20 protein-coding genes are annotated in these 16,807 nt (G+C 71.4%); 16 read left to right on the top strand and 4 right to left on the bottom strand.

Annotated elements, in window-relative coordinates; genetic code table 11:
* A complete protein-coding gene (locus IG02_RS0113890) occupies window positions 1-1,137 on the bottom strand; it encodes a Vms1/Ankzf1 family peptidyl-tRNA hydrolase (RefSeq protein WP_030746267.1) in 1,137 nt (378 codons plus the stop codon).
* Between the two features lie 355 nt (window positions 1,138-1,492).
* Between IG02_RS0113890 and IG02_RS0113885 the strand changes: the two genes are divergently transcribed.
* The 11 genes from IG02_RS0113885 (at window position 1,493) to IG02_RS0113835 (ending at window position 7,790) form a co-directional block, all read left to right on the top strand.
* Window positions 1,493-1,789: a gas vesicle protein gene (locus IG02_RS0113885; RefSeq protein WP_030746266.1), complete on the top strand. Its 297-nt coding sequence runs from the start codon at window positions 1,493-1,495 to the stop codon at window positions 1,787-1,789.
* Between the two features lie 103 nt (window positions 1,790-1,892).
* Complete coding sequence (locus IG02_RS0113880; protein WP_030746264.1) at window positions 1,893-2,330, top strand: gas vesicle structural protein GvpA; 438 nt, start codon at window positions 1,893-1,895, stop codon at window positions 2,328-2,330.
* Window positions 2,331-2,335: 5 nt separating this feature from the next.
* Window positions 2,336-3,049 (top strand): GvpL/GvpF family gas vesicle protein, encoded by a 714-nt coding sequence (locus IG02_RS0113875; protein WP_030746261.1) that lies wholly within the window; start codon window positions 2,336-2,338, stop codon window positions 3,047-3,049.
* A 52-nt stretch (window positions 3,050-3,101) separates the two neighbouring features.
* Window positions 3,102-3,350 carry a gas vesicle protein GvpG gene (locus tag IG02_RS0113870; protein WP_030746259.1) on the top strand — a complete coding sequence of 83 codons (249 nt, stop codon included), beginning with the start codon at window positions 3,102-3,104 and terminating at the stop codon, window positions 3,348-3,350.
* Window positions 3,351-3,429: 79 nt separating this feature from the next.
* Complete coding sequence (locus IG02_RS0113865) at window positions 3,430-4,089, top strand: hypothetical protein (RefSeq protein WP_030746256.1); 660 nt, start codon at window positions 3,430-3,432, stop codon at window positions 4,087-4,089.
* Window positions 4,082-5,203 (top strand): SRPBCC family protein, encoded by a 1,122-nt coding sequence (locus tag IG02_RS0113860; RefSeq protein WP_030746253.1) that lies wholly within the window; start codon window positions 4,082-4,084, stop codon window positions 5,201-5,203. Before IG02_RS0113865 ends, IG02_RS0113860 begins: the two co-directional genes overlap by 8 nt.
* Before the next feature lie 87 nt (window positions 5,204-5,290).
* Window positions 5,291-5,722, top strand: coding sequence for a gas vesicle protein GvpJ (locus IG02_RS36305; protein WP_030746249.1), 432 nt, complete (start codon window positions 5,291-5,293; stop codon window positions 5,720-5,722).
* Window positions 5,719-6,606 (top strand): GvpL/GvpF family gas vesicle protein, encoded by an 888-nt coding sequence (locus IG02_RS0113850; protein ID WP_078854452.1) that lies wholly within the window; start codon window positions 5,719-5,721, stop codon window positions 6,604-6,606. Before IG02_RS36305 ends, IG02_RS0113850 begins: the two co-directional genes overlap by 4 nt.
* Complete coding sequence (locus IG02_RS0113845) at window positions 6,603-6,812, top strand: gas vesicle protein (RefSeq protein WP_051764965.1); 210 nt, start codon at window positions 6,603-6,605, stop codon at window positions 6,810-6,812. The genes IG02_RS0113850 and IG02_RS0113845 overlap by 4 nt, the downstream gene beginning before the upstream one ends.
* Window positions 6,813-6,835: 23 nt before the next feature.
* A complete protein-coding gene (locus IG02_RS0113840) occupies window positions 6,836-7,279 on the top strand; it encodes a gas vesicle protein K (RefSeq protein ID WP_078854483.1) in 444 nt (147 codons plus the stop codon).
* Between the two features lie 61 nt (window positions 7,280-7,340).
* On the top strand, window positions 7,341-7,790 hold the full coding sequence (locus IG02_RS0113835; RefSeq protein ID WP_030746237.1) for a hypothetical protein: 450 nt from the start codon (window positions 7,341-7,343) through the stop codon (window positions 7,788-7,790).
* Between the two features lie 56 nt (window positions 7,791-7,846).
* Here IG02_RS0113835 and IG02_RS0113830 read toward each other — a convergent pair whose 3' ends face one another.
* Complete coding sequence (locus tag IG02_RS0113830) at window positions 7,847-8,638, bottom strand: hypothetical protein (RefSeq protein ID WP_051764961.1); 792 nt, start codon at window positions 8,636-8,638, stop codon at window positions 7,847-7,849.
* A 189-nt stretch (window positions 8,639-8,827) separates the two neighbouring features.
* Here IG02_RS0113830 and IG02_RS0113825 point away from each other — a divergent pair, with 189 nt between their 5' ends.
* From IG02_RS0113825 to IG02_RS0113815, 4 genes are all read left to right on the top strand, one after another.
* Entirely contained in the window at window positions 8,828-9,262 is a 435-nt protein-coding gene (locus IG02_RS0113825) for an Hsp20/alpha crystallin family protein (RefSeq protein ID WP_030746231.1), read from the top strand.
* Window positions 9,263-9,388: 126 nt separating this feature from the next.
* Window positions 9,389-9,838 carry a DUF2267 domain-containing protein gene (locus IG02_RS0113820; RefSeq protein WP_030746228.1) on the top strand — a complete coding sequence of 150 codons (450 nt, stop codon included), beginning with the start codon at window positions 9,389-9,391 and terminating at the stop codon, window positions 9,836-9,838.
* 583 nt (window positions 9,839-10,421) lie between these two features.
* Complete coding sequence (locus tag IG02_RS43870; RefSeq protein ID WP_158712287.1) at window positions 10,422-10,865, top strand: IPT/TIG domain-containing protein; 444 nt, start codon at window positions 10,422-10,424, stop codon at window positions 10,863-10,865.
* Window positions 10,805-12,151 (top strand): hypothetical protein, encoded by a 1,347-nt coding sequence (locus IG02_RS0113815; protein ID WP_030746223.1) that lies wholly within the window; start codon window positions 10,805-10,807, stop codon window positions 12,149-12,151. Before IG02_RS43870 ends, IG02_RS0113815 begins: the two co-directional genes overlap by 61 nt.
* A 165-nt stretch (window positions 12,152-12,316) precedes the next feature.
* Here IG02_RS0113815 and IG02_RS0113810 read toward each other — a convergent pair whose 3' ends face one another.
* Window positions 12,317-13,810: an APC family permease gene (locus IG02_RS0113810; protein WP_051764959.1), complete on the bottom strand. Its 1,494-nt coding sequence runs from the start codon at window positions 13,808-13,810 to the stop codon at window positions 12,317-12,319.
* Window positions 13,811-13,891: 81 nt separating this feature from the next.
* The gene (locus IG02_RS0113805; RefSeq protein WP_030746217.1) at window positions 13,892-14,308 is read right to left on the bottom strand and encodes a Fur family transcriptional regulator; all 417 of its coding nucleotides are present in this window, start codon (window positions 14,306-14,308) and stop codon (window positions 13,892-13,894) included.
* Window positions 14,309-14,510: 202 nt separating this feature from the next.
* On the opposite strand from IG02_RS0113805, the gene katG reads away from it, so the two are divergent.
* The gene (katG, locus tag IG02_RS0113800; protein ID WP_030746214.1) at window positions 14,511-16,742 is read left to right on the top strand and encodes a catalase/peroxidase HPI; all 2,232 of its coding nucleotides are present in this window, start codon (window positions 14,511-14,513) and stop codon (window positions 16,740-16,742) included.
* Window positions 16,743-16,807: the final 65 nt, after the last annotated feature.

The following is a 16,807-nucleotide window of genomic DNA, read 5'->3' as shown; positions in this document are numbered from 1 at the left end:
TCAGTGGTTCCAGCGCAGGATCGCGCCGAGGCCGCCCGCCGGGGCGTCCTCGGGATCGCGTACCACCACCGTCTCCGCGCCGGACGCCGCCGCCGCGCGCAGCAGCGCGTCGTCCGCGCGCGCCGACGCGGGCCTGACCTCACCCAGGTACGGCACCTCCGAACTCCGCGCCGCCACCTGGTCCGCCCGGGGGCCGACCCAGACCTCCCGGTTCGCGTCCGCCGCGTGCGGGGCGATGAGCAGCGTGTCGATACGGTGCTCCCGCGCCGCCTCCACCAGGGCCGGTACGCCGGACGCGGCGTACGGCGTACCGCCGCCGTCGGTCCGCGGCCCCTCCCCGGCGTGGAAGCGGCCCATGGCCTCGGCGGCGCGCTCCCGCTCGTGGACGGCGCGGACCTGCGCGATGTCACGCTCCAGGCGCACGCTGTCCGCGCCGGGCGCGCGTCCGCCGTGCTCGCTCTCGTACGTCACCGAGCGGAGCGGCTTGGGCAGCTTGTCGTACACGGAACGGCGTTCTCGGGGGTCGCCCGCCAGGAGCAGCACGGCCGCCCCGCTGTTCTCGTACGCCTCCTGAGCGGCCCGCGCGATCTCGCCGGCGTTGCGCTCCCAGGTGTTCTCGACCTTGGTCTGGAAGTGCCGCTCGGACCAGTCGGCCGTGGCGGTGCGGTGGACCGGCCAGGTCTCGCCCTCGACGCCGCCGGCCGGCTGGTCCCCGCCCGTGTCGTCGCGCAGGGTGAAGTCCGCGCCGGTGCGGTCGACGAAGGCGACGAGGCAGGGGGAGCGGCCACCGGTCGCTTCGACCAGCGGGGCCACCCGGGCCACCGGTGACCAGGTGGCGAACGGTGCGGCGGGCGGCCCCGGGAGCGGGGCGTCGAGGACGACCTCGCCGTCCGTGGCGAACAGCGCGCGGCCCGCCCGCGCACCCGGCTCACCGCGCGGGGGCGCGGCGGCCAGGGCTTCGTGGACGGCGTCGCGGGTGGCGCGGTCCGCACCGAGCGCGGTGAGCCTGGAGGCCATGTCGTTCGCCGACAGCTCCCGCTGCTTGGCCGCGTCCTCGGTGGTGTGGGAGACGTCGGCGTACACGGACGCCCACGGCCCCGGGCGGTCGGTGATCGGTTGCAGGAGTGAGAGTTGCATGGCGGGCTGCCTCCTATCGACGGTCGCGCGACTGTGGTGCCGGTCGCCGGTGTTGTTCCGGCGACCGTTCGTCGCTGTCGGCCTCCGGTCGATTGCCGTGATTGCCGTGATTGCCGCGCATTCCCGCGCTCGCGCGCACGAAACACCTCCGCTTCCGGAACGCGCGTGGCCTGCCTCTTTTCGGCCGTCTTCCGGCAGGCCGACCGTTGCGCATACGTGTCGCGCATACGTGTGGACTACAGGGGCACTCGGTCCTCAGCCGCCGAAAGGCGCCGGAAGGCGTACGCATGCGTGACGCATGCCAATCGTACGTCCGGCCGGGAATTTTCCACGAAACGCGAGTGACGGGACGGAAATGGCGACCAAGGAGAGCGAGGACGGTACGCCCGAGCCGGAGCGGATCAGCGCCGCGGCCGCCATGCGGCACGCGTCCGGACAGCTCGCGGAACTGCTCGGGAGCGAACGCGGCGCCGTATCGGCGCTCAGGGCCACCGACGACGGCTGGGCGGCCGACGTGGAAGTGGTGGAGATCGAGCGGATCCCGGACACCGCGAGCGTGATGGCCTCTTACCACGTCGATCTCGACCCGCGGGGGCAACTCATGGGGTACGAGCGCACGCGGCGGTACGCGAAGGGCCAGATCGACCGGTGAACCGCCGGCCGAGTCGTTACCGAAAATCGAGCAGCAGTCCAAGAGAAGCCCAGGAGAAACCCGGGAGAGGCCAAGAGCCGCGGAAAGAAAGGAATGACTGGTCGTGAGTGTCGTTCAGCAGTCCAACGCGCCGAACAGCGGTAGCGGTTCGGGAAATCTCTACGATGTCCTTGAACTGATCCTCGACAGGGGGCTCGTCATCGATGCCTTTGTTCGGGTTTCCCTGGTCGGCATCGAAATCCTCAAGATCGACGTCCGGGTCGTCGTCGCCAGCGTCGACACCTACCTGCGATTCGCGGAAGCCTGCAACCGGCTGGACCTCGAATCGGGCCGCAAGGCGCCGACGCAACTCACCGACATCGTCGGAGAGGTGACGGAGAACGGCGCCAAAGGAAAGTCGAAAGGAGCCCTGACGGGTGCCGTCGAGGCCTTCACCGACTCCTTGCAGAAGGGCCGTGAGGACTCCGAGGAGAACCAGGAGCGTCCGGCGCGCAAGTCGTCGTCGGCCAGTCGCCGCACCGCACGCCGCGGGGAGGAGTAGTCACCATGCCCACATACGTCTACGCCGTCACCGCCGCCGATCACCCGCTGCGCCTGGACGGGGTGCACGGGGTGGGGGAGCCCGCTGCGAAACTGCGTACCGTCAGTTCCAAGGAACTCAGCGCGGTGGTCAGTGAGGCCCCCACCGATCTGCGGGCCAAGCGCCGGGACGTGGCCGCCCACCAGAGCGTCCAGGAACGCCTGCTGGCCGACGGCGCCGCGCTGCCGATGCGGTTCGGTCTGGTGGGCCATGACGACGAGCAGGTGGTCGCGGCCCTGGAGGAGCACCGGGACCTCTACCTCGCGCGTCTCGAAGAGGTGGGCGGCTGCCTGGAGTACAACCTGAAGGTCTCGCGCGACGAGGACGACCTGCTGCGGGAGGTCGTGGCCGAGTCCCCGGAGGTCCGCAGGCTCAACGACCTGACCCGTCGGAACCCCGCCGCCCAGCAGGAGAAGCTGGCGCTCGGCGAGCTGATCTCGCAGGAGGTCCTGGCGAGGCAGGAGAGCGACGGCAAGGAGCTGGTCAACGCGCTCTCCCCGGCGGCGGTGCGCACGTCCGTGGGCGAGCCGGCCAGGGACCACTTCCTGAACGCGTCGTTCCTCGTCAAGCGCGAGGAGGCCGCGGCCTTCTCGGAGGCGGTGCACCAGGTGGCCGAGCGGCGCGGTGACGCCTACACCGTCCGGCTGCACGGCCCGCTGCCGCCGTACAGCTTCGTCTGAATCACGCCGACGTCGGTGGCCGACGCCGAGCCGATCCGTACGGAGAGTTCCCATGGGCATCGTCACGCAGATCCTCACCCTTCCGCTCGCACCCGTACGGGGCACGGTGTGGGTGCTCGACCAGGTGCTCGCCACGGCGGAGCGTGAGACCTATGACCCCGAACACGTACGTGCCGAACTCGCCGAGCTGGAACGGAAGTTGCTGGACGGACGAGTGACCGAGGAAGAGTTCGACCGCCGCGAGGACGAGCTGCTGGACCGGCTGGAGTGGTGCGTGGAGTACCAGCGCCGGCGGGGGTGAGCAGCACGCAGGGGGTGAGCACGGGCCCCAAGAGGTCCCGAGTACCTGAGCGATGAGGTGTGAGAGAGGTGCACGACCGATGATGACGAACGCGAAGATAGGAGTGGCCCTGGTCGGCGGCTATGCCCTGGGCCGGACGAAGAAGGCCAAGCTGGCCATCGGGCTGGGCATGTTCCTCGCGGGCCGGAAGCTGAGCGTGGACCCGCGGCAGCTGGGGCGGCTGGTGGCCGACTCGCCGTTCCTGAGTTCGCTCAACGACCAGGCGCGCAGGGAACTCGTGGACGCGACGAAGTCCGCCGCGACCTCCGCGCTGACCCGGCGCGTGTCCGGCCTGGCCGACTCCCTGCACGAGCGGACGCTCGACCTGGGCGAACCGGGCCGGCGCCTGCGGCGGGCCACGGGCGGAGAGGATGCCGAGGAGACCGACGCCGAGGAGACCGACGCCGAGGAGACCGACGCCGAGGAGACCGACGCCAGGAATACGGACGCCGAGGAATCGGACGCCGGGCCGGAGGCCGAGCCGAGGCGTGAACGAGGAGCCAAGGCATCTTCGAGGCCGGCGTCCAAGAGGTCCACGGCCAAGGCGGCGCCGGCCAAGGCCGCGTCGAAACCGCGGTCCGCGAGCAGGAAGTCCGGTACCGCGAAGGCGGCGTCCGGCACCGGCAAGGCCACATCGGGAGCCCGTAAGGCGACGTCAGGAGCGCGGCGCACGACACGACAGGGAGGCGGTCATGGCTGAGTCGGCCCTCGGCAGGATGAAGGACGAGGTGGCCGGGAGCCCGGCCACCGAGCGGCTCAAGACGGAGCTGCGGAACTACCTCGAGGCCCGCGCCCAGCACGCCGTCACCACGCTCGGCGGCAAGCTCGGCGAGAGCGTCAGCAAGCTCGGTGATCCCTCCCGGGGTGGTGGCGACATCGCGGGGACGCTCAAGGACACCGTCAAGGACCAGGTCGTGGGCACGGTCAAGGACAAGGCCAAACACTCGGTCACGGACGCGGTCAAGGGCCTGTTCGGCAAGGGACGCAAGGGTGGCGGCGGCAAGTCCAAGAGCGTGACGATCGTCGAGGACATCGACGTCGGCGTGCCCGTCCGGGAGGCGTACGACCAGTGGACGGCGTTCCAGGAGTTCAGCAGCTTCGCCAAGGGAGTCGTCAGTGTCGAGAAGGCCGACGACACCACCAGCAACTGGAAGGTGAAGGTCGCCAAGTCCACGCGCAGTTGGAAGGCCAACGTCACCGAGCAGGTGCCGGACGAGCGGATCTCCTGGACCACCGAGGGAGCCAAGGGCACCGTGAAGGGCGTGGTGACCTTCCACGCGGTCACGGACGATCTGACGCGGGTGCTGCTGGTCCTCGAATACTTCCCCAAGGGCCTGTTCGAGAAGACGGGCAACATCTGGCGTGCCCAGGGCCGCCGGGCCCGGCTGGATCTCAAGCTCTACCGGAAGTTCATCATGATGCGCGGCGAGGCCACCGACGGCTGGCGCGGCGAGATCAGGGACGGCGAGGTCGTGGTGGGTCACGAGGACGCCGTGGCGGAGGAGTCCCAGGACGAGCACGGGCCCGAGGACGGGGCCGAGGACCGCGAAGCTCCCCGTGACGACGAAGACGGACCGTACGACGAAGACGACCGGTACGAGGACGAGGACGAGGCCGACCGGTACGAGGACGACGAGCCCGAACGGTATGACGCGGAGGACGACGAACGTTACGACGCGGCCGACGAGGAACCGGCCGACGAGGAACTGAACGACGACGAAGCCGATGCCGAGGAAGCGGCCGACGAGGAACCGGACGACGAGCCCGCGCCCCGCCGCACCCGTCGCCGTACACCAGCCGCCGCCCGGGGCTGACGCGCAGGGCAGCGGCCCGCTCCGCCCGGCTCGTGTCCCCGACGGACCTCCCCCGTACCGCTTCCGCGCACAGAGAAGGCTGATCACGTGTCCGATTCACTGGCCGGCCGTATGGGCCCCACCGCCGCGCCGTCGCCGCCCCCGTACGGCGGCGGCCAGGGGTCCTCGGCCAATCTCGCCGACATCCTGGAGCGCGTTCTCGACAAGGGCGTCGTGATCGCGGGCGACATCCAGATCAATCTGCTCGACATCGAACTTCTGACGATCAAACTCCGTCTGTTGGTGGCGTCCGTCGACAAGGCCAAGGAGATGGGCATCGACTGGTGGGAGCACGACCCCTCGCTCTCCTCCCGTGCCCGTCCCCCGGCCGCGACTGCGACCGCGACCGCGAACGGTGGGGGCCACACCCTGGCGGAGGAGAACGAGCGGCTCCGGGCCGAACTCGCCGAGCTGCGGGCGGCGGCCGGGCTACCGAGCGGATCCCTCGGGGACCGGAAGAAGGAGGAGGGGGCCGAGTGAGGACCGACACCGATGCGGTCACGGGCCCGGCCGCCGATCCGGCCCCAGCACCGGCCGCCGCCCCCGCCACAGGACCGGCCGCCGACCCGGGACACGTCACCTACGTCTACGCCGTCGGCCGGGCCGGTACCCCGCTCGACGAGGCCGCCCGGCGGCTGACCGGGTTGGCGGAGAGCCCTCTCCGTACGGTCGGCGCCGACGGACTCGCGGCTCTGGTGTCCTCCCTCCCGGCCGACGCGTACGGCGCCGACGGAATGAGGGCGCGGATGGAGGACCTCGCGGAGCTGGAAGCCCTCGCCCGTACGCACCACGCGACGGTCGAGGCGGCGTACGCGAGCACGACCGTGCTCCCCATGCGGCTGGCCACGGTGTATCTGGACGACACGCGTGTGGTGGAGATGCTCCGCGAACGGTCGGGCGATCTCGGCGCTCTGCTGTCGTCCCTCGAAGGCCAGGTCGAACTGGGCGTCAAGGTGTACGCGGACCCGTCGGCGGCGTCCGCGCGGAGCCCCGGGCCCGACGTGGCCGCGGCGGATCCGGCGGCCGGCCCCGGACGCGCGTACCTGCAACGGCGCAGGACCCAGCGGCGTGACCGGCGGGACATCTACCGGGCCGCCGGTGCCGTGGCGGCACAGGTGCCGGAACGGCTCGCCGGTCTCGTACGCGCCCGGGTCGCGCACCGCCCGCAGCAGGGCGAACTGGCCTCCGGGGCCGGCGAGAACATCGCCAACGACGCGTATCTGGTCCCTGCGGAGCAGGTAGGGGAGTTCCGCCGGGCCCTGGCCGGGCTGTCCGACGCGGCCCCGGGCGTACGCGTGGAGATCACGGGGCCCTGGGTCCCGTACTCCTTCGCGACGCCGCCCCGCCCGGGCGGTACGACGTGATCGGCGACGGGGAGGAGTCCCTGCCGGGCCTGGGCGACCTGGCGGGTCGCCAGGTCGCCCTCATCGACATCCTGGACCGCCTGCTGACCGGCGGCGCGGTCCTCACCGGGGACCTGGTGCTGTCCGTGGCCGACGTGGACCTGGTGCGGATCAATCTGCGGGCGGTCATCCACTCGATCACTCCGGACGACCCCGCGCCGTGGTGAGGACGGACGAGGAGCAGGAGAACATGACCGTGCGACATGAGCCACCGCGTCTTCCGGACACACGGGAGCCACCGCGGCCGCCGGGGACGGCAGGGCCGTCCGAGGCGTTCGCCGAGGCGGCCCGGGCGGCGGCCCGTGCCTTCGACCTGGTACCGGCCGGTCCCGGCGAACCGCGCCCCGACAGCGAGGTCGCACAGAGGCTGAGGACGGACCCGGACACGGTGGAACGCGACCTGATCAAGCTGGTGTTGACCATTGTGGAACTGCTGCGCCAGCTCATGGAACGCACGGCCCTGCACCGCGTCGACCAAGGCGACCTGACGGAGGATCAGGAAGAGCGGATCGGGATGACGCTCATGATCCTCCAGGACCGGATGTCCGAACTGTGCGAGCGGTACGGACTGACGATGAACGATCTCAATCTGGACCTGGGGCCGCTGGGTTCACTGTTGCCGCGTGCGGACTGATCCGACTGGCCGGACTGAACACGCGGTGTTTCGAGGAGAGTCGAGAGGCAAGGCGATCAATATGAGTAATGAAGAACGCAAGAACGCGAAGACGACGGATTCGACGACGGCTCCCAGGGCGATGACCGCCAAGGGGCGGCAGGCCGCTCGGACCGCGCAGTCCACGGCCAAGGAGGAGAAGGCGGCGGCCGAGTCGGCGGCGCACGACGCCAAGGAGGCGACGGAGTCGGGCGCGCGGTCGGCCGGTACGGCGACCAAGCGCGCGGGACGGGCGGCGGCCGTCGGCATCGAGAGCGGCCGTCAGGCCGCCGTGGCCGCGACCGGCAAGGTCGCCACCACGGCCGGCGCCACCTGGGCGGTCCTCAAGCACCGCAAGGCCATCGCGGCCGGGGCGGGAGCAGGACTGGTGGGCGTGGCGGGAGCGGCGTTCGCCGCGGGCCGCCACACGGCCAAGGCGAAGGCCGGCCCGCTCACCGGCCCCCTCACCCGGCTCACCCACGGCCGCATCTGACCGCCCCGGTTCCGGCCCCGTCCGGCACGGGGAAAGGCGGATCCCCGCTCGCGCCCTCACCCGGCGCCGGTGCCCCCCGTCGTACCCCTGGCGCCGCCCTCGCGCAGCCGGCCGGTGTGGCGGGTGACGGTGTCCACGCGGTTCGCGAGGTCGGGATGGCGGCCCGCCAGGTACGTGTACGTGCCGGCCAGCGGGCCGACGAGACCGGCGGCGTCGTCGGCGCCGAGCGCGCGGGTGAGATGGGCCAGCGGAACCTCGGCGTCCGGAGGCAGGTCGGTGAGCGCGGTGATCTGCCCGGCGAGCCGGCGCAGATCCGCGGCGTTGCCCCGGGCCCAGGCCGTGACGGTACGGTCGGCGGCCCGACGGTCGCGGGTGGCTCGCACCCGCTCCTCGCCGGTGGAGCCGGGGGACCCGGGGCGTACGCGCAGATAGCGGCGCTCGGCGGCCTGGCGGCTGGCGACGCCGAGCGGGTGCGCGAGCTCCGCCCAGCTCGCGCCCGCGTCGCGGGCCGCCTCGATCAGCCTCGGCTCCCAGTCGGCGAGCTGGTCCCGTACCTCGCGCAGCAGGAGCAGCGCGGCCAGTGCCTGCTCGGTACTGGTCCGTCCGGGGGCGTCCGGGCCGTCGCCCCGGCGGCCGGAGGGCCGGCCACCGGAGGCCGGCGCGCCACCGGAGACCGGGCCGGCACCTGAGCGCCCGTCCGCGTCCCCGTCGAAGGGCTCGCCGTCCCGCACGTTCTGGGCCGTGCGCACGGCGTCGTCGATGGTGCTCAGGGCCGCCGCCGCCGCGAAGAAGGACGCGGGGGTGAGGCCGGTCCTGTGCGGCCGGGCCGGCTGGTCCGCTCCGGTCATGGAACCTCCTCCGTCAGGTGTCGTCCGAGTGTCGCCCGAAACGCCGCCCCGAAGTGCCGCGGCGCCGGGGCATGTCATCCATCGAATGACATCTCGCTTGTCGTCGTCTCGATGACATGTTACAACGGTGTCCAGGCGAAGCGCATGGGCAGCAACTGCCTGAATCCGACGCACTGGAGGTGTTTCCCGATGCTGATGCACACCGATCCCTTCCGCGACTTCGACCGGATCGCCCACCAGTTCATGGGGGCGACGGGCACCTGGTCCCGGCCGGCCGCGATGCCGATGGACGCCTACCGCGAGGGCGAGGAGTACGTGATCGTGCTCGATGTGCCCGGCGTCTCCCCGGACGCGATCGACATCGACGTCGAGCGGAACGCGCTGACGGTCAAGGCCGAGCGCCGCCCGGTCGCCACGGCCGAGGACGTGCGGCATGAGGTCTCGGAGCGGCCTCTGGGTGTCTTCTCGCGCCGGCTCCTGCTGTCCGACACCCTGGACACGGAGCGCATCAGAGCCGACTACGACGCGGGAGTCCTGACCTTGCGCATCCCCGTCGCCGAGCGCGCCAAGCCGCGCAAGATCGCCGTCGGCGGGCAGCCCCGGCGCGAGCAGCTGGGGGCCTGACCACTGGTCCGGGCCCGGGGCACCCCGGGCCCGGACGGGCGTCGGCACCCATGCCGGAACAAGAGAAGAGTCGGCACCCGTGCCGGAACAAACGAAGACAGGAAGAGAAAGGCGATCGCGTCACCGATGGTCACCCAGCCCGCACCGAACCGTTCCGCGGAGGCCAGGCCGCTCCAGGTCATGACGTTCGAGCAGCTGCTGGAGAAAGTGCGGTACGAAGGCGCGTACCCCACGCGTGAACGGGCCGAGACGGCCGTGCGCGCGGTGCTGGCCGCGCTCGGCCGGCAGCTCACCGGCGACGAACGGGTCGAACTCGCGGCCCGCCTCCCCGTCGAGGCCGCGCTCGTTCTCACCGCCCAGATCCCGGTCGTCGAACCCGTCACCGGCTGGTCCTTCGTGAAGGACCTCGCCTCCCGCACCGGCGGCACACTCGCGACCACCCGCTGGGACGCCGGAGCCGTCCTCGCCCCGGTCGGCGAGCTCGCCGGCCCGGACCTCCTGGCTCGCATCCTCGCTCAACTCCCGCAGGGCTACGCCCTCTTGTTCGGCCGCGCCGAACTCGCCCGGGCGGCCTGAGCTCTCCCCGCGGCGCACCCCAGGGGCGGGAACCCACGCACGACGGAAACGGCCTGTCCGGCCGGACGCCACGTCCGGCCGGACAGGCCGTTTTCGTCGTCGCTTATTGGCGTGTACTCGCCGATAAGGGAGTGTCGGCGGCAACTCTTTGTGTGTATGTCGTGACGGCCCGCACGGGGGGTGTGGGTCTTGTGTATTTCGCGTGGCTCTTTCGTGAGCCCGTTCTGTGTCGCTCCGGGGAGGGCGCGTGCGCATGCACGGCGAGCGTTTCCGAAGAGATCGTTCCACACATTCCATACGTCGCCGGTGATCCACCCGATGGCAGGCGCTGGCGGTCGGCGCGCTGACACTGGCGCTCTCGGTCGGTCTCGTACCGGCCCAGGCGGCACCCGCGCCCCAGGCGCCTCCGACCCCGGCGTCCACGGCGCCCGAGCCCCAGGACTCGGCCCCGGATCCCGGCGCGCGCCATGCCGCGTCGCAGGCGGGTGACGCGGCGCCAGGACCGCGAGCGCGTGCCTCGGCGCCCGCTTCGGCGATCCGCGACGGGATCTACGCCTACGACGCGGCCAGGCGTCGGGTCGGGGTGACCGACCCCGATGGTGAAACTGCCCGTTACCGCTACGACGAGGCGGGCAACAGGCTCGGTGTAGACCGATTCCCCTCCACCGACCTGTCGGTCCTCTCACTCGTTCCTGTACGGGCCGCCGTCGGCGCGACTGTCACGCTCGCCGGTACCGGTTTCGCCACGGAGGCCGCCGCCAACACCGTCTCCTTCGGCGGAACAACGGCCGACGTGGTGTCGGTGTCGGCGACCCGTCTGAAGGTCAAGGTGCCACCAGCGGCAGGCAACGGAAACGTCTCCGTGACGACGGGCGGACACACCGCCGAGTCCCCGGAGTCCTTCACGCTCGCCGGGCCCAATGGGACGGCCCGGCCCTGCCCGCCACTGGCACGTACACACTCGTCGTGCGCCCCGGCGACGGTAACGCCACCGGCACGATCGCCCTCACTCTGGCCAGCCCCGTAGCCCTTGCCCCGCTGACCACCAGCGCGGCCCCGACGGCCGTCACGGTCACCCGGGCCGGGCAGAACGCGGAGACCGGCTTCCAGGCGCAGGCGGGGGCCAACCTCTCCCTCGGCTTCACCGGCAACACGTTCACCGAGTTCGTCGACGTGACCGTGACCGCGCCGTCCGGGGCCAAGGTCGTGGACGGGACGAACGTCTCGTCGGGGTCCTCGACCACGATCCCGCTGGCCGCCCTCCCTGAGACCGGCACGTACACGGTCGTCCTGGACGCCTACCGAGGCGCGGTGGGCACGCTGAACCTGACCCTGTCCGCCGACGTCCAGCCCACCGTGACCGTCGACGGCGCGGAGCAGGCGGTGACGCTCGCCCGCGCGGGACAGCGGGTACGGGCCCGGTTCACCGCGCCGGACAGCGCCACGCTCGGGCTGGCGGTCACCGCGAACACGGTCGCCGAGTCGACGGAGATCCGGCTGATCGGGCCGGACGGGAAGGACAGCGACACCGGAACGCTTCTCGGCCGGGCGTCGGCGAAGTCGGCGGAGGCCTACTACCTGACGGGCCTGACGGCCGGCTCGCGTTACACACTCGTCCTGGAACCGTCCAAGGCCGCGACGGGCGCGCTGACGCTGTGGCTGTCGAAGCCGGTGAACGCCGGCACGTTGTCGGCGAGCACGCCGTCCGTCACCGGCAAGATCACCCGCCCCGGGCAGCAACTGGAGTTCACGGTCAACGCCGCGGTGGGCTCCGGCGCGGCCGTCGTCTTCGACGGAACGACCTTCGCCAAGTCGTCGGACGTGATCCACCGAACGCCGGACGGTACGGAGGAAGACCTCGGTTCGCTGAGCAAGTCGGCCTTCGACGCCGACCTGCGCGCGCCCCTGGCCTCGGGCGCCCACCGGCTGCTGGTACGCCCCAAGGAACCCGTCACCGGCACGACCAAGGCCACGCTCCTCCCGGACGTGAACGGCGGCACGCTGACGACGAGCGGCATCCGCAAGAGCGTCACGATCGCCACGGCCGGCCAGAACGCGCACTACACGTTCACCGGCACCAAGGGCCAGAAGCTCACCCTCGGCCTGGAAAAGCCCCCGGCCGCCTGGCAGTTGTCCGTCTTCGGCCCGGACGGCAAGTGGCTGGTCGACGGCCGCACGATGAGCGCGACCGCGGTCTCGTACGCCCTGGCCGCACTCCCGGCGGACGGCACGTACACCCTGACCGTCGCCCCCAACTCACTGAAGACCGGGACGTACAGCCTGGGCCTGACGGCGGCGGCCCCGGCCGGGTAGTCACGGCCGGCGGACCGCCGCGACGACCGGAAACACGCGGCCCTGGGGACGGGAGTCCCGCAGGGCCGGTACCGCACCGCGTACGACGGCCGCCCGGTGACGATGGGCATCGACGCGGACAGTTCCGGCGGCTGCCAATCGCAGCTCCGGCCGCGGCGGTCCGCGTCAGACCCGGCGGCGGGCCCCGTCGGGTTCGACGGCGGGCGCCGGGCCGTCGAGCTCCGCACCGGCGGACTCCGGACCGGCGGGCCCCGGACCCGTGAGCCCCGGCTCGGCGGACCCCGGGCCGTCGAGTGCCCGTCCCGCGGTCCGGGCGGCGGCGACGCGCTTCACCTTCCCGTACCGGACCAGCCCCCACGCCGCGCCCGCGGCGATCCAGGTGATGGCCGCGATCCACACGCCCCGGGTGAAGTTCTGCTGGAGGAGATACATCTGGTACAGGAGGAACCCGACACCGACGACCGTGAGCGTCCAGTGCAGCCAGGCCGCGACCTTGAACGGCGAGACCGCGTACAGGTCAGGGCGCAGGTATCGGACACGGACGGACGCGATCACGGTGACGATGAGCGCGGCCTGGCCGATGAAGGACGCGGCCGACGCGATCACACTCATCTCGATGCCGGCGAAGGCCGGCACCACACCGAGGACGTAGAGGATCAGCAGCAGCCAGTGCGGGGTGCCGAAGCGCTTGTTGACCGCGCCGACGCCCCGGGGGAACCATCCGTCGTCGACCGCCGCGAGAATGCCCTTCGAGCCCCACAGCAACGAAGCGTTCATGGTGCCGACGACCGCGAGCACGGCCCCGCCGACGAGGAAGAAGTGCCACCAGCCGCCCGGCATGAACGTCTTGGCCACGATCGACAGCGGCTGCCCGGCGACATCGTCGATCGGCAGCACGCCGACGGCCGGAATGGCGATGAGCACGTACAGCACGCCGGCGAAGAGCGTGCCGCCGATCACGGCGATCGGGATGGACCGGCCGGGGGTCTTCATCTCGCGGCCCAGCTCGGCCACGACGCTCGCGCCACCCGTGGCGAACGTGAGGAGCGCCGCCGCCTGGAGGAGACCCGGCAGGCCGTCCGGAAGCGCCGGCGGCAGGTCGTCCCATCGCACGTCGGCCAGCCCCATCACGATGAAGGCGCCGAACGCGACCAGCATGACGACCGCCAGGAGGATGCCGACCCGGGAGGAGAACGCCGCGCCGAAGAAGTTCGCGACGGCGAAGACGGTGATCATCGTGACCGCGACGACGGTCGGGTCGAACCAGGGATCGAGGCTCTGCAGATAGATGCCGGCGGAGAGGCCGTACAGACTCATCGTCGTGATGTTCAACAGGAACAGCCACAGGTTCGCGAACCCGACGAGCGGATGTATCAGCCGCGTCGCATACGTGTAGTTGCCGCCCAGCACCGGCATCGTGGCGCCGAGCGTCGCCATCGGGACCGAGACGAGAAGGATCGCGAACGCGGCGAGCAGATAGGCGATGGGCACACCGCCGCCGGTGATCGCGATGGCGACGCCGGTGAGCGTGACAACGCCGCCGCCCACGATCTGGTGGAACGAGATGCCCAGTGCCTGGAGGGTGGTGATCTCTCGCTTGAGACTGTCCGCGTTCCGGCTGACATCGACTGTCGGGGACTCGCCGCTCTTGCTGACCATACGGGGAGCGTCTCTCGTCCCGCTCGAGTCCGGCTCGCGTCAGGGGTGCGGGCCGGAAGACACCCGGCCGCCGCCTCCGGTTCAGCCGCCCGCGCAGTCGGGGCACACGCCCCGGTACGTCATCTCGACGCCGGAGAGGGTGAAGCCGAACCGCTCGCCGGCGGGCAGATCGGCCAGCGGGTCGCCGGCCGGTCGCACGTCACGGATGGTGCCGCAGCGGGAGCACACCAGGTGGTGGTGCGGCCGGTGGGCGTTCGGGTCGTAGCGCTTGGCGCGGCCGTCGGTGGCCACCTCGATCACCTCGCCGAGCAGGACCAGCTCGCCCAGCGTGTTGTAGACGGTCGCGCGGGAGATCTCCGGCAGCCGGGCGGTGGCGCGCTCGAGCACGTCGTCCGCGGTGAGGTGGACGTGTTCGCCGTCGAGCACCTCGGCGACGACCCGGCGCTGGGCGGTCAGCCGCCAGCCACGGTCGCGAAGCCGTGCCAGCAGGTCACTCATGGCCACCAGCCTTCACCATCGTCCGACAGTCCCCTGCGAAAGAAATTCCGGAGGTGGTTGTCGTATTGACTTGGACTTCGTCCATCGTAGTATCGGCTCCAGTTACAGCCAAGGGGCAGGACACGGGCAGGACGCAGCGGGAGAAAAGCCACGTTGAGTGTGGTTCCTGGTCCGTGCTCCGCGCCGAGTCCGGAAGGATCCCATGTCTGAGAACCATGAGGCGATCGTCGTAGACGCGAAGACGGAGGACGCGGGCGGCTGCCCGGTGGCGCACGGGCGCGCCGCGCACCCGACTCAGGGCGGCGGAAACCGGCAGTGGTGGCCCGAGCGGCTGAACCTGAAGATCCTCGCCAAGAATCCCGCTGTGGCCAATCCGCTCGGCGAGGAGTTCGACTACGCCGAGGCGTTCAAGACCCTCGACCTCCCGGCCGTGAAGCGGGACATCGCGGAGGTGCTGACCACCTCGCAGGACTGGTGGCCGGCCGACTTCGGCCACTACGGCCCGTTCATCATCCGGATGGCGTGGCACAGCGCGGGGACCTACCGGATCAGCGACGGCCGCGGCGGCGCCGGGGCCGGCCAGCAGCGCTTCGCCCCGCTCAACAGCTGGCCGGACAACGCGAACCTCGACAAGGCCCGTCGGCTGCTGTGGCCGGTCAAGAAGAAGTACGGACAGCGGCTCTCGTGGGCCGACCTGCTGGTTCTCGCCGGCAACGTGGCCCTGGAGTCGATGGGGTTCGAGACCTTCGGGTACGCCGGCGGCCGTGAGGACGTCTGGGAGCCCGAGGAGGACGTCTACTGGGGTCCCGAGCGGACCTGGCTGGGCGACGAGCGCTACACCGGCGACCGGGAACTGGAAAGTCCGCTCGGCGCCGTCCAGATGGGCCTCATCTACGTCAACCCGGAGGGCCCGAACGGCACCCCGGACCCGCTCGCCGCGGCGCGCGACATCCGCGAGACGTTCCGCCGGATGGCGATGAACGACGAGGAGACGGTCGCCCTGGTCGCGGGCGGTCACACCTTCGGCAAGACCCACGGCGCGGGCCCCGCGGACCACGTGGGCCCCGACCCGGAGGCCGCCCCGCTCGAGCGGCAGGGGCTCGGCTGGAGCAACTCCTACGGCACCGGCAAGGGCGGCGACGCGATCACCAGCGGCCTCGAGGGCATCTGGACCAACACGCCGACGACCTGGGACAACAGCTTCTTCCAGATCCTGTTCGGCTACGAGTGGGAACTGTTCAAGAGCCCCGCGGGCGCACACCAGTGGCGGCCGAAGGACGGCGCCGGGGCGGGCACCGTCCCCGACGCGCACGACCCGGCCAAGAGCCACGCCCCCACCATGCTGACGACCGACCTCGCGCTCCGGTTCGACCCGGTCTACGAGCGGATCTCGCGGCGCTTCGCGGAGAACCAGGACGAGTTCGCGGACGCCTTCGCGCGCGCGTGGTTCAAGCTGACCCACCGCGACATGGGCCCGGTCGCGCGCTACCTCGGCCCGGAGGTCCCGGACGAGGTGCTGCTGTGGCAGGACCCGCTGCCCGAGCGGAGCCATGAGCTCGTCGACGCCGAGGACATCGCCTCCCTCAAGGAGCGGGTCCTCACCTCGGGCCTGTCGGTGTCCCAGCTCGTGTCCACCGCGTGGGCCTCGGCCTCGTCGTTCCGCGGCAGCGACAAGCGCGGGGGCGCCAACGGCGCTCGTATCCGCCTCGAACCGCAGCGCGGCTGGGAGGTCAACGAGCCCGACGGGCTGGCGGCGGTGCTGCGCACCCTGGAGGGCGTCCAGGAGTCCTTCAACGCCGGCCGGACGGACGGCAAGCGGATCTCCCTCGCCGACCTGATCGTGCTCGCCGGAGGCGCGGCGATCGAGAAGGCCGCCGGGGAAGCCGGGTTCGACGTCGAGGTGCCGTTCGCGCCGGGCCGCGTGGACGCCTCGCAGGAGGAGACCGACGCGGAGTCGTTCGCCGCGCTCGAACCGACCGCCGACGGGTTCCGCAACTACCTCGGGAAGGGCAACCGGCTCCCGGCCGAGTACCTGCTGCTCGACCGGGCGAACCTGCTGACCCTGAGCGCTCCCGAGATGACCGTTCTGGTCGGTGGCCTGCGCGTCCTGGGCGCGAACCACCAGCAGAAGCCGCTCGGCGTCTTCACCGAGACGCCCGGCGTGCTGACCAACGACTTCTTCGTCAACCTGCTGGACCTGGGCACGACATGGCGGGCCACGCCCGGGGACGCGAACACGTTCGAGGGCACCGACGCCTCGACGGGCGAGGTCAAGTGGACCGGCAGCCGGATCGACCTCCTCTTCGGCTCGAACTCCGAGCTGCGCGCGCTCGCGGAGGTCTACGCGAGCGATGACGCGAAGGAGAAGTTCGCGCACGACTTCGTCGCGGCGTGGGACAAGGTGATGAACCTCGACCGGTTCGACCTCGCCTGATCACGCCCCACTCGGTCGCTGAGGCGGACGGACACCAGCCACAGGACACCAGCCACAGGTCATCG

The sequence above is a fragment of the Streptomyces sp. NRRL F-5135 genome (assembly GCF_000719775.1).
Lineage (GTDB): Bacteria > Actinomycetota > Actinomycetes > Streptomycetales > Streptomycetaceae > Streptomyces > Streptomyces hebeiensis.
Note: the sequence above shows the minus strand (reverse complement) of the source record. Positions and strands in the feature narration are given on the sequence as shown.

Excerpts from the sequence above, each read along its gene's own strand:
- IG02_RS0113890 (WP_030746267.1), bottom strand. The coding sequence starts at position 1,137 with ATGCAACTCTCACTCCTGCAACCGATCACCGACCGCCCGGGGCCGTGG.
- IG02_RS0113885 (WP_030746266.1), top strand. The coding sequence starts at position 1,493 with ATGGCGACCAAGGAGAGCGAGGACGGTACGCCCGAGCCGGAGCGGATC.
- IG02_RS0113875 (WP_030746261.1), top strand. The coding sequence starts at position 2,336 with ATGCCCACATACGTCTACGCCGTCACCGCCGCCGATCACCCGCTGCGC.
- IG02_RS0113870 (WP_030746259.1), top strand. The coding sequence starts at position 3,102 with ATGGGCATCGTCACGCAGATCCTCACCCTTCCGCTCGCACCCGTACGG.
- IG02_RS0113865 (WP_030746256.1), top strand. The coding sequence starts at position 3,430 with ATGATGACGAACGCGAAGATAGGAGTGGCCCTGGTCGGCGGCTATGCC.
- IG02_RS0113860 (WP_030746253.1), top strand. The coding sequence starts at position 4,082 with ATGGCTGAGTCGGCCCTCGGCAGGATGAAGGACGAGGTGGCCGGGAGC.
- IG02_RS0113840 (WP_078854483.1), top strand. The coding sequence starts at position 6,836 with ATGACCGTGCGACATGAGCCACCGCGTCTTCCGGACACACGGGAGCCA.
- IG02_RS0113835 (WP_030746237.1), top strand. The coding sequence starts at position 7,341 with ATGAGTAATGAAGAACGCAAGAACGCGAAGACGACGGATTCGACGACG.
- IG02_RS0113830 (WP_051764961.1), bottom strand. The coding sequence starts at position 8,638 with ATGACCGGAGCGGACCAGCCGGCCCGGCCGCACAGGACCGGCCTCACC.
- IG02_RS0113825 (WP_030746231.1), top strand. The coding sequence starts at position 8,828 with ATGCTGATGCACACCGATCCCTTCCGCGACTTCGACCGGATCGCCCAC.
- IG02_RS0113820 (WP_030746228.1), top strand. The coding sequence starts at position 9,389 with ATGGTCACCCAGCCCGCACCGAACCGTTCCGCGGAGGCCAGGCCGCTC.
- IG02_RS0113810 (WP_051764959.1), bottom strand. The coding sequence starts at position 13,810 with ATGGTCAGCAAGAGCGGCGAGTCCCCGACAGTCGATGTCAGCCGGAAC.
- IG02_RS0113805 (WP_030746217.1), bottom strand. The coding sequence starts at position 14,308 with ATGAGTGACCTGCTGGCACGGCTTCGCGACCGTGGCTGGCGGCTGACC.
- katG (WP_030746214.1), top strand. The coding sequence starts at position 14,511 with ATGTCTGAGAACCATGAGGCGATCGTCGTAGACGCGAAGACGGAGGAC.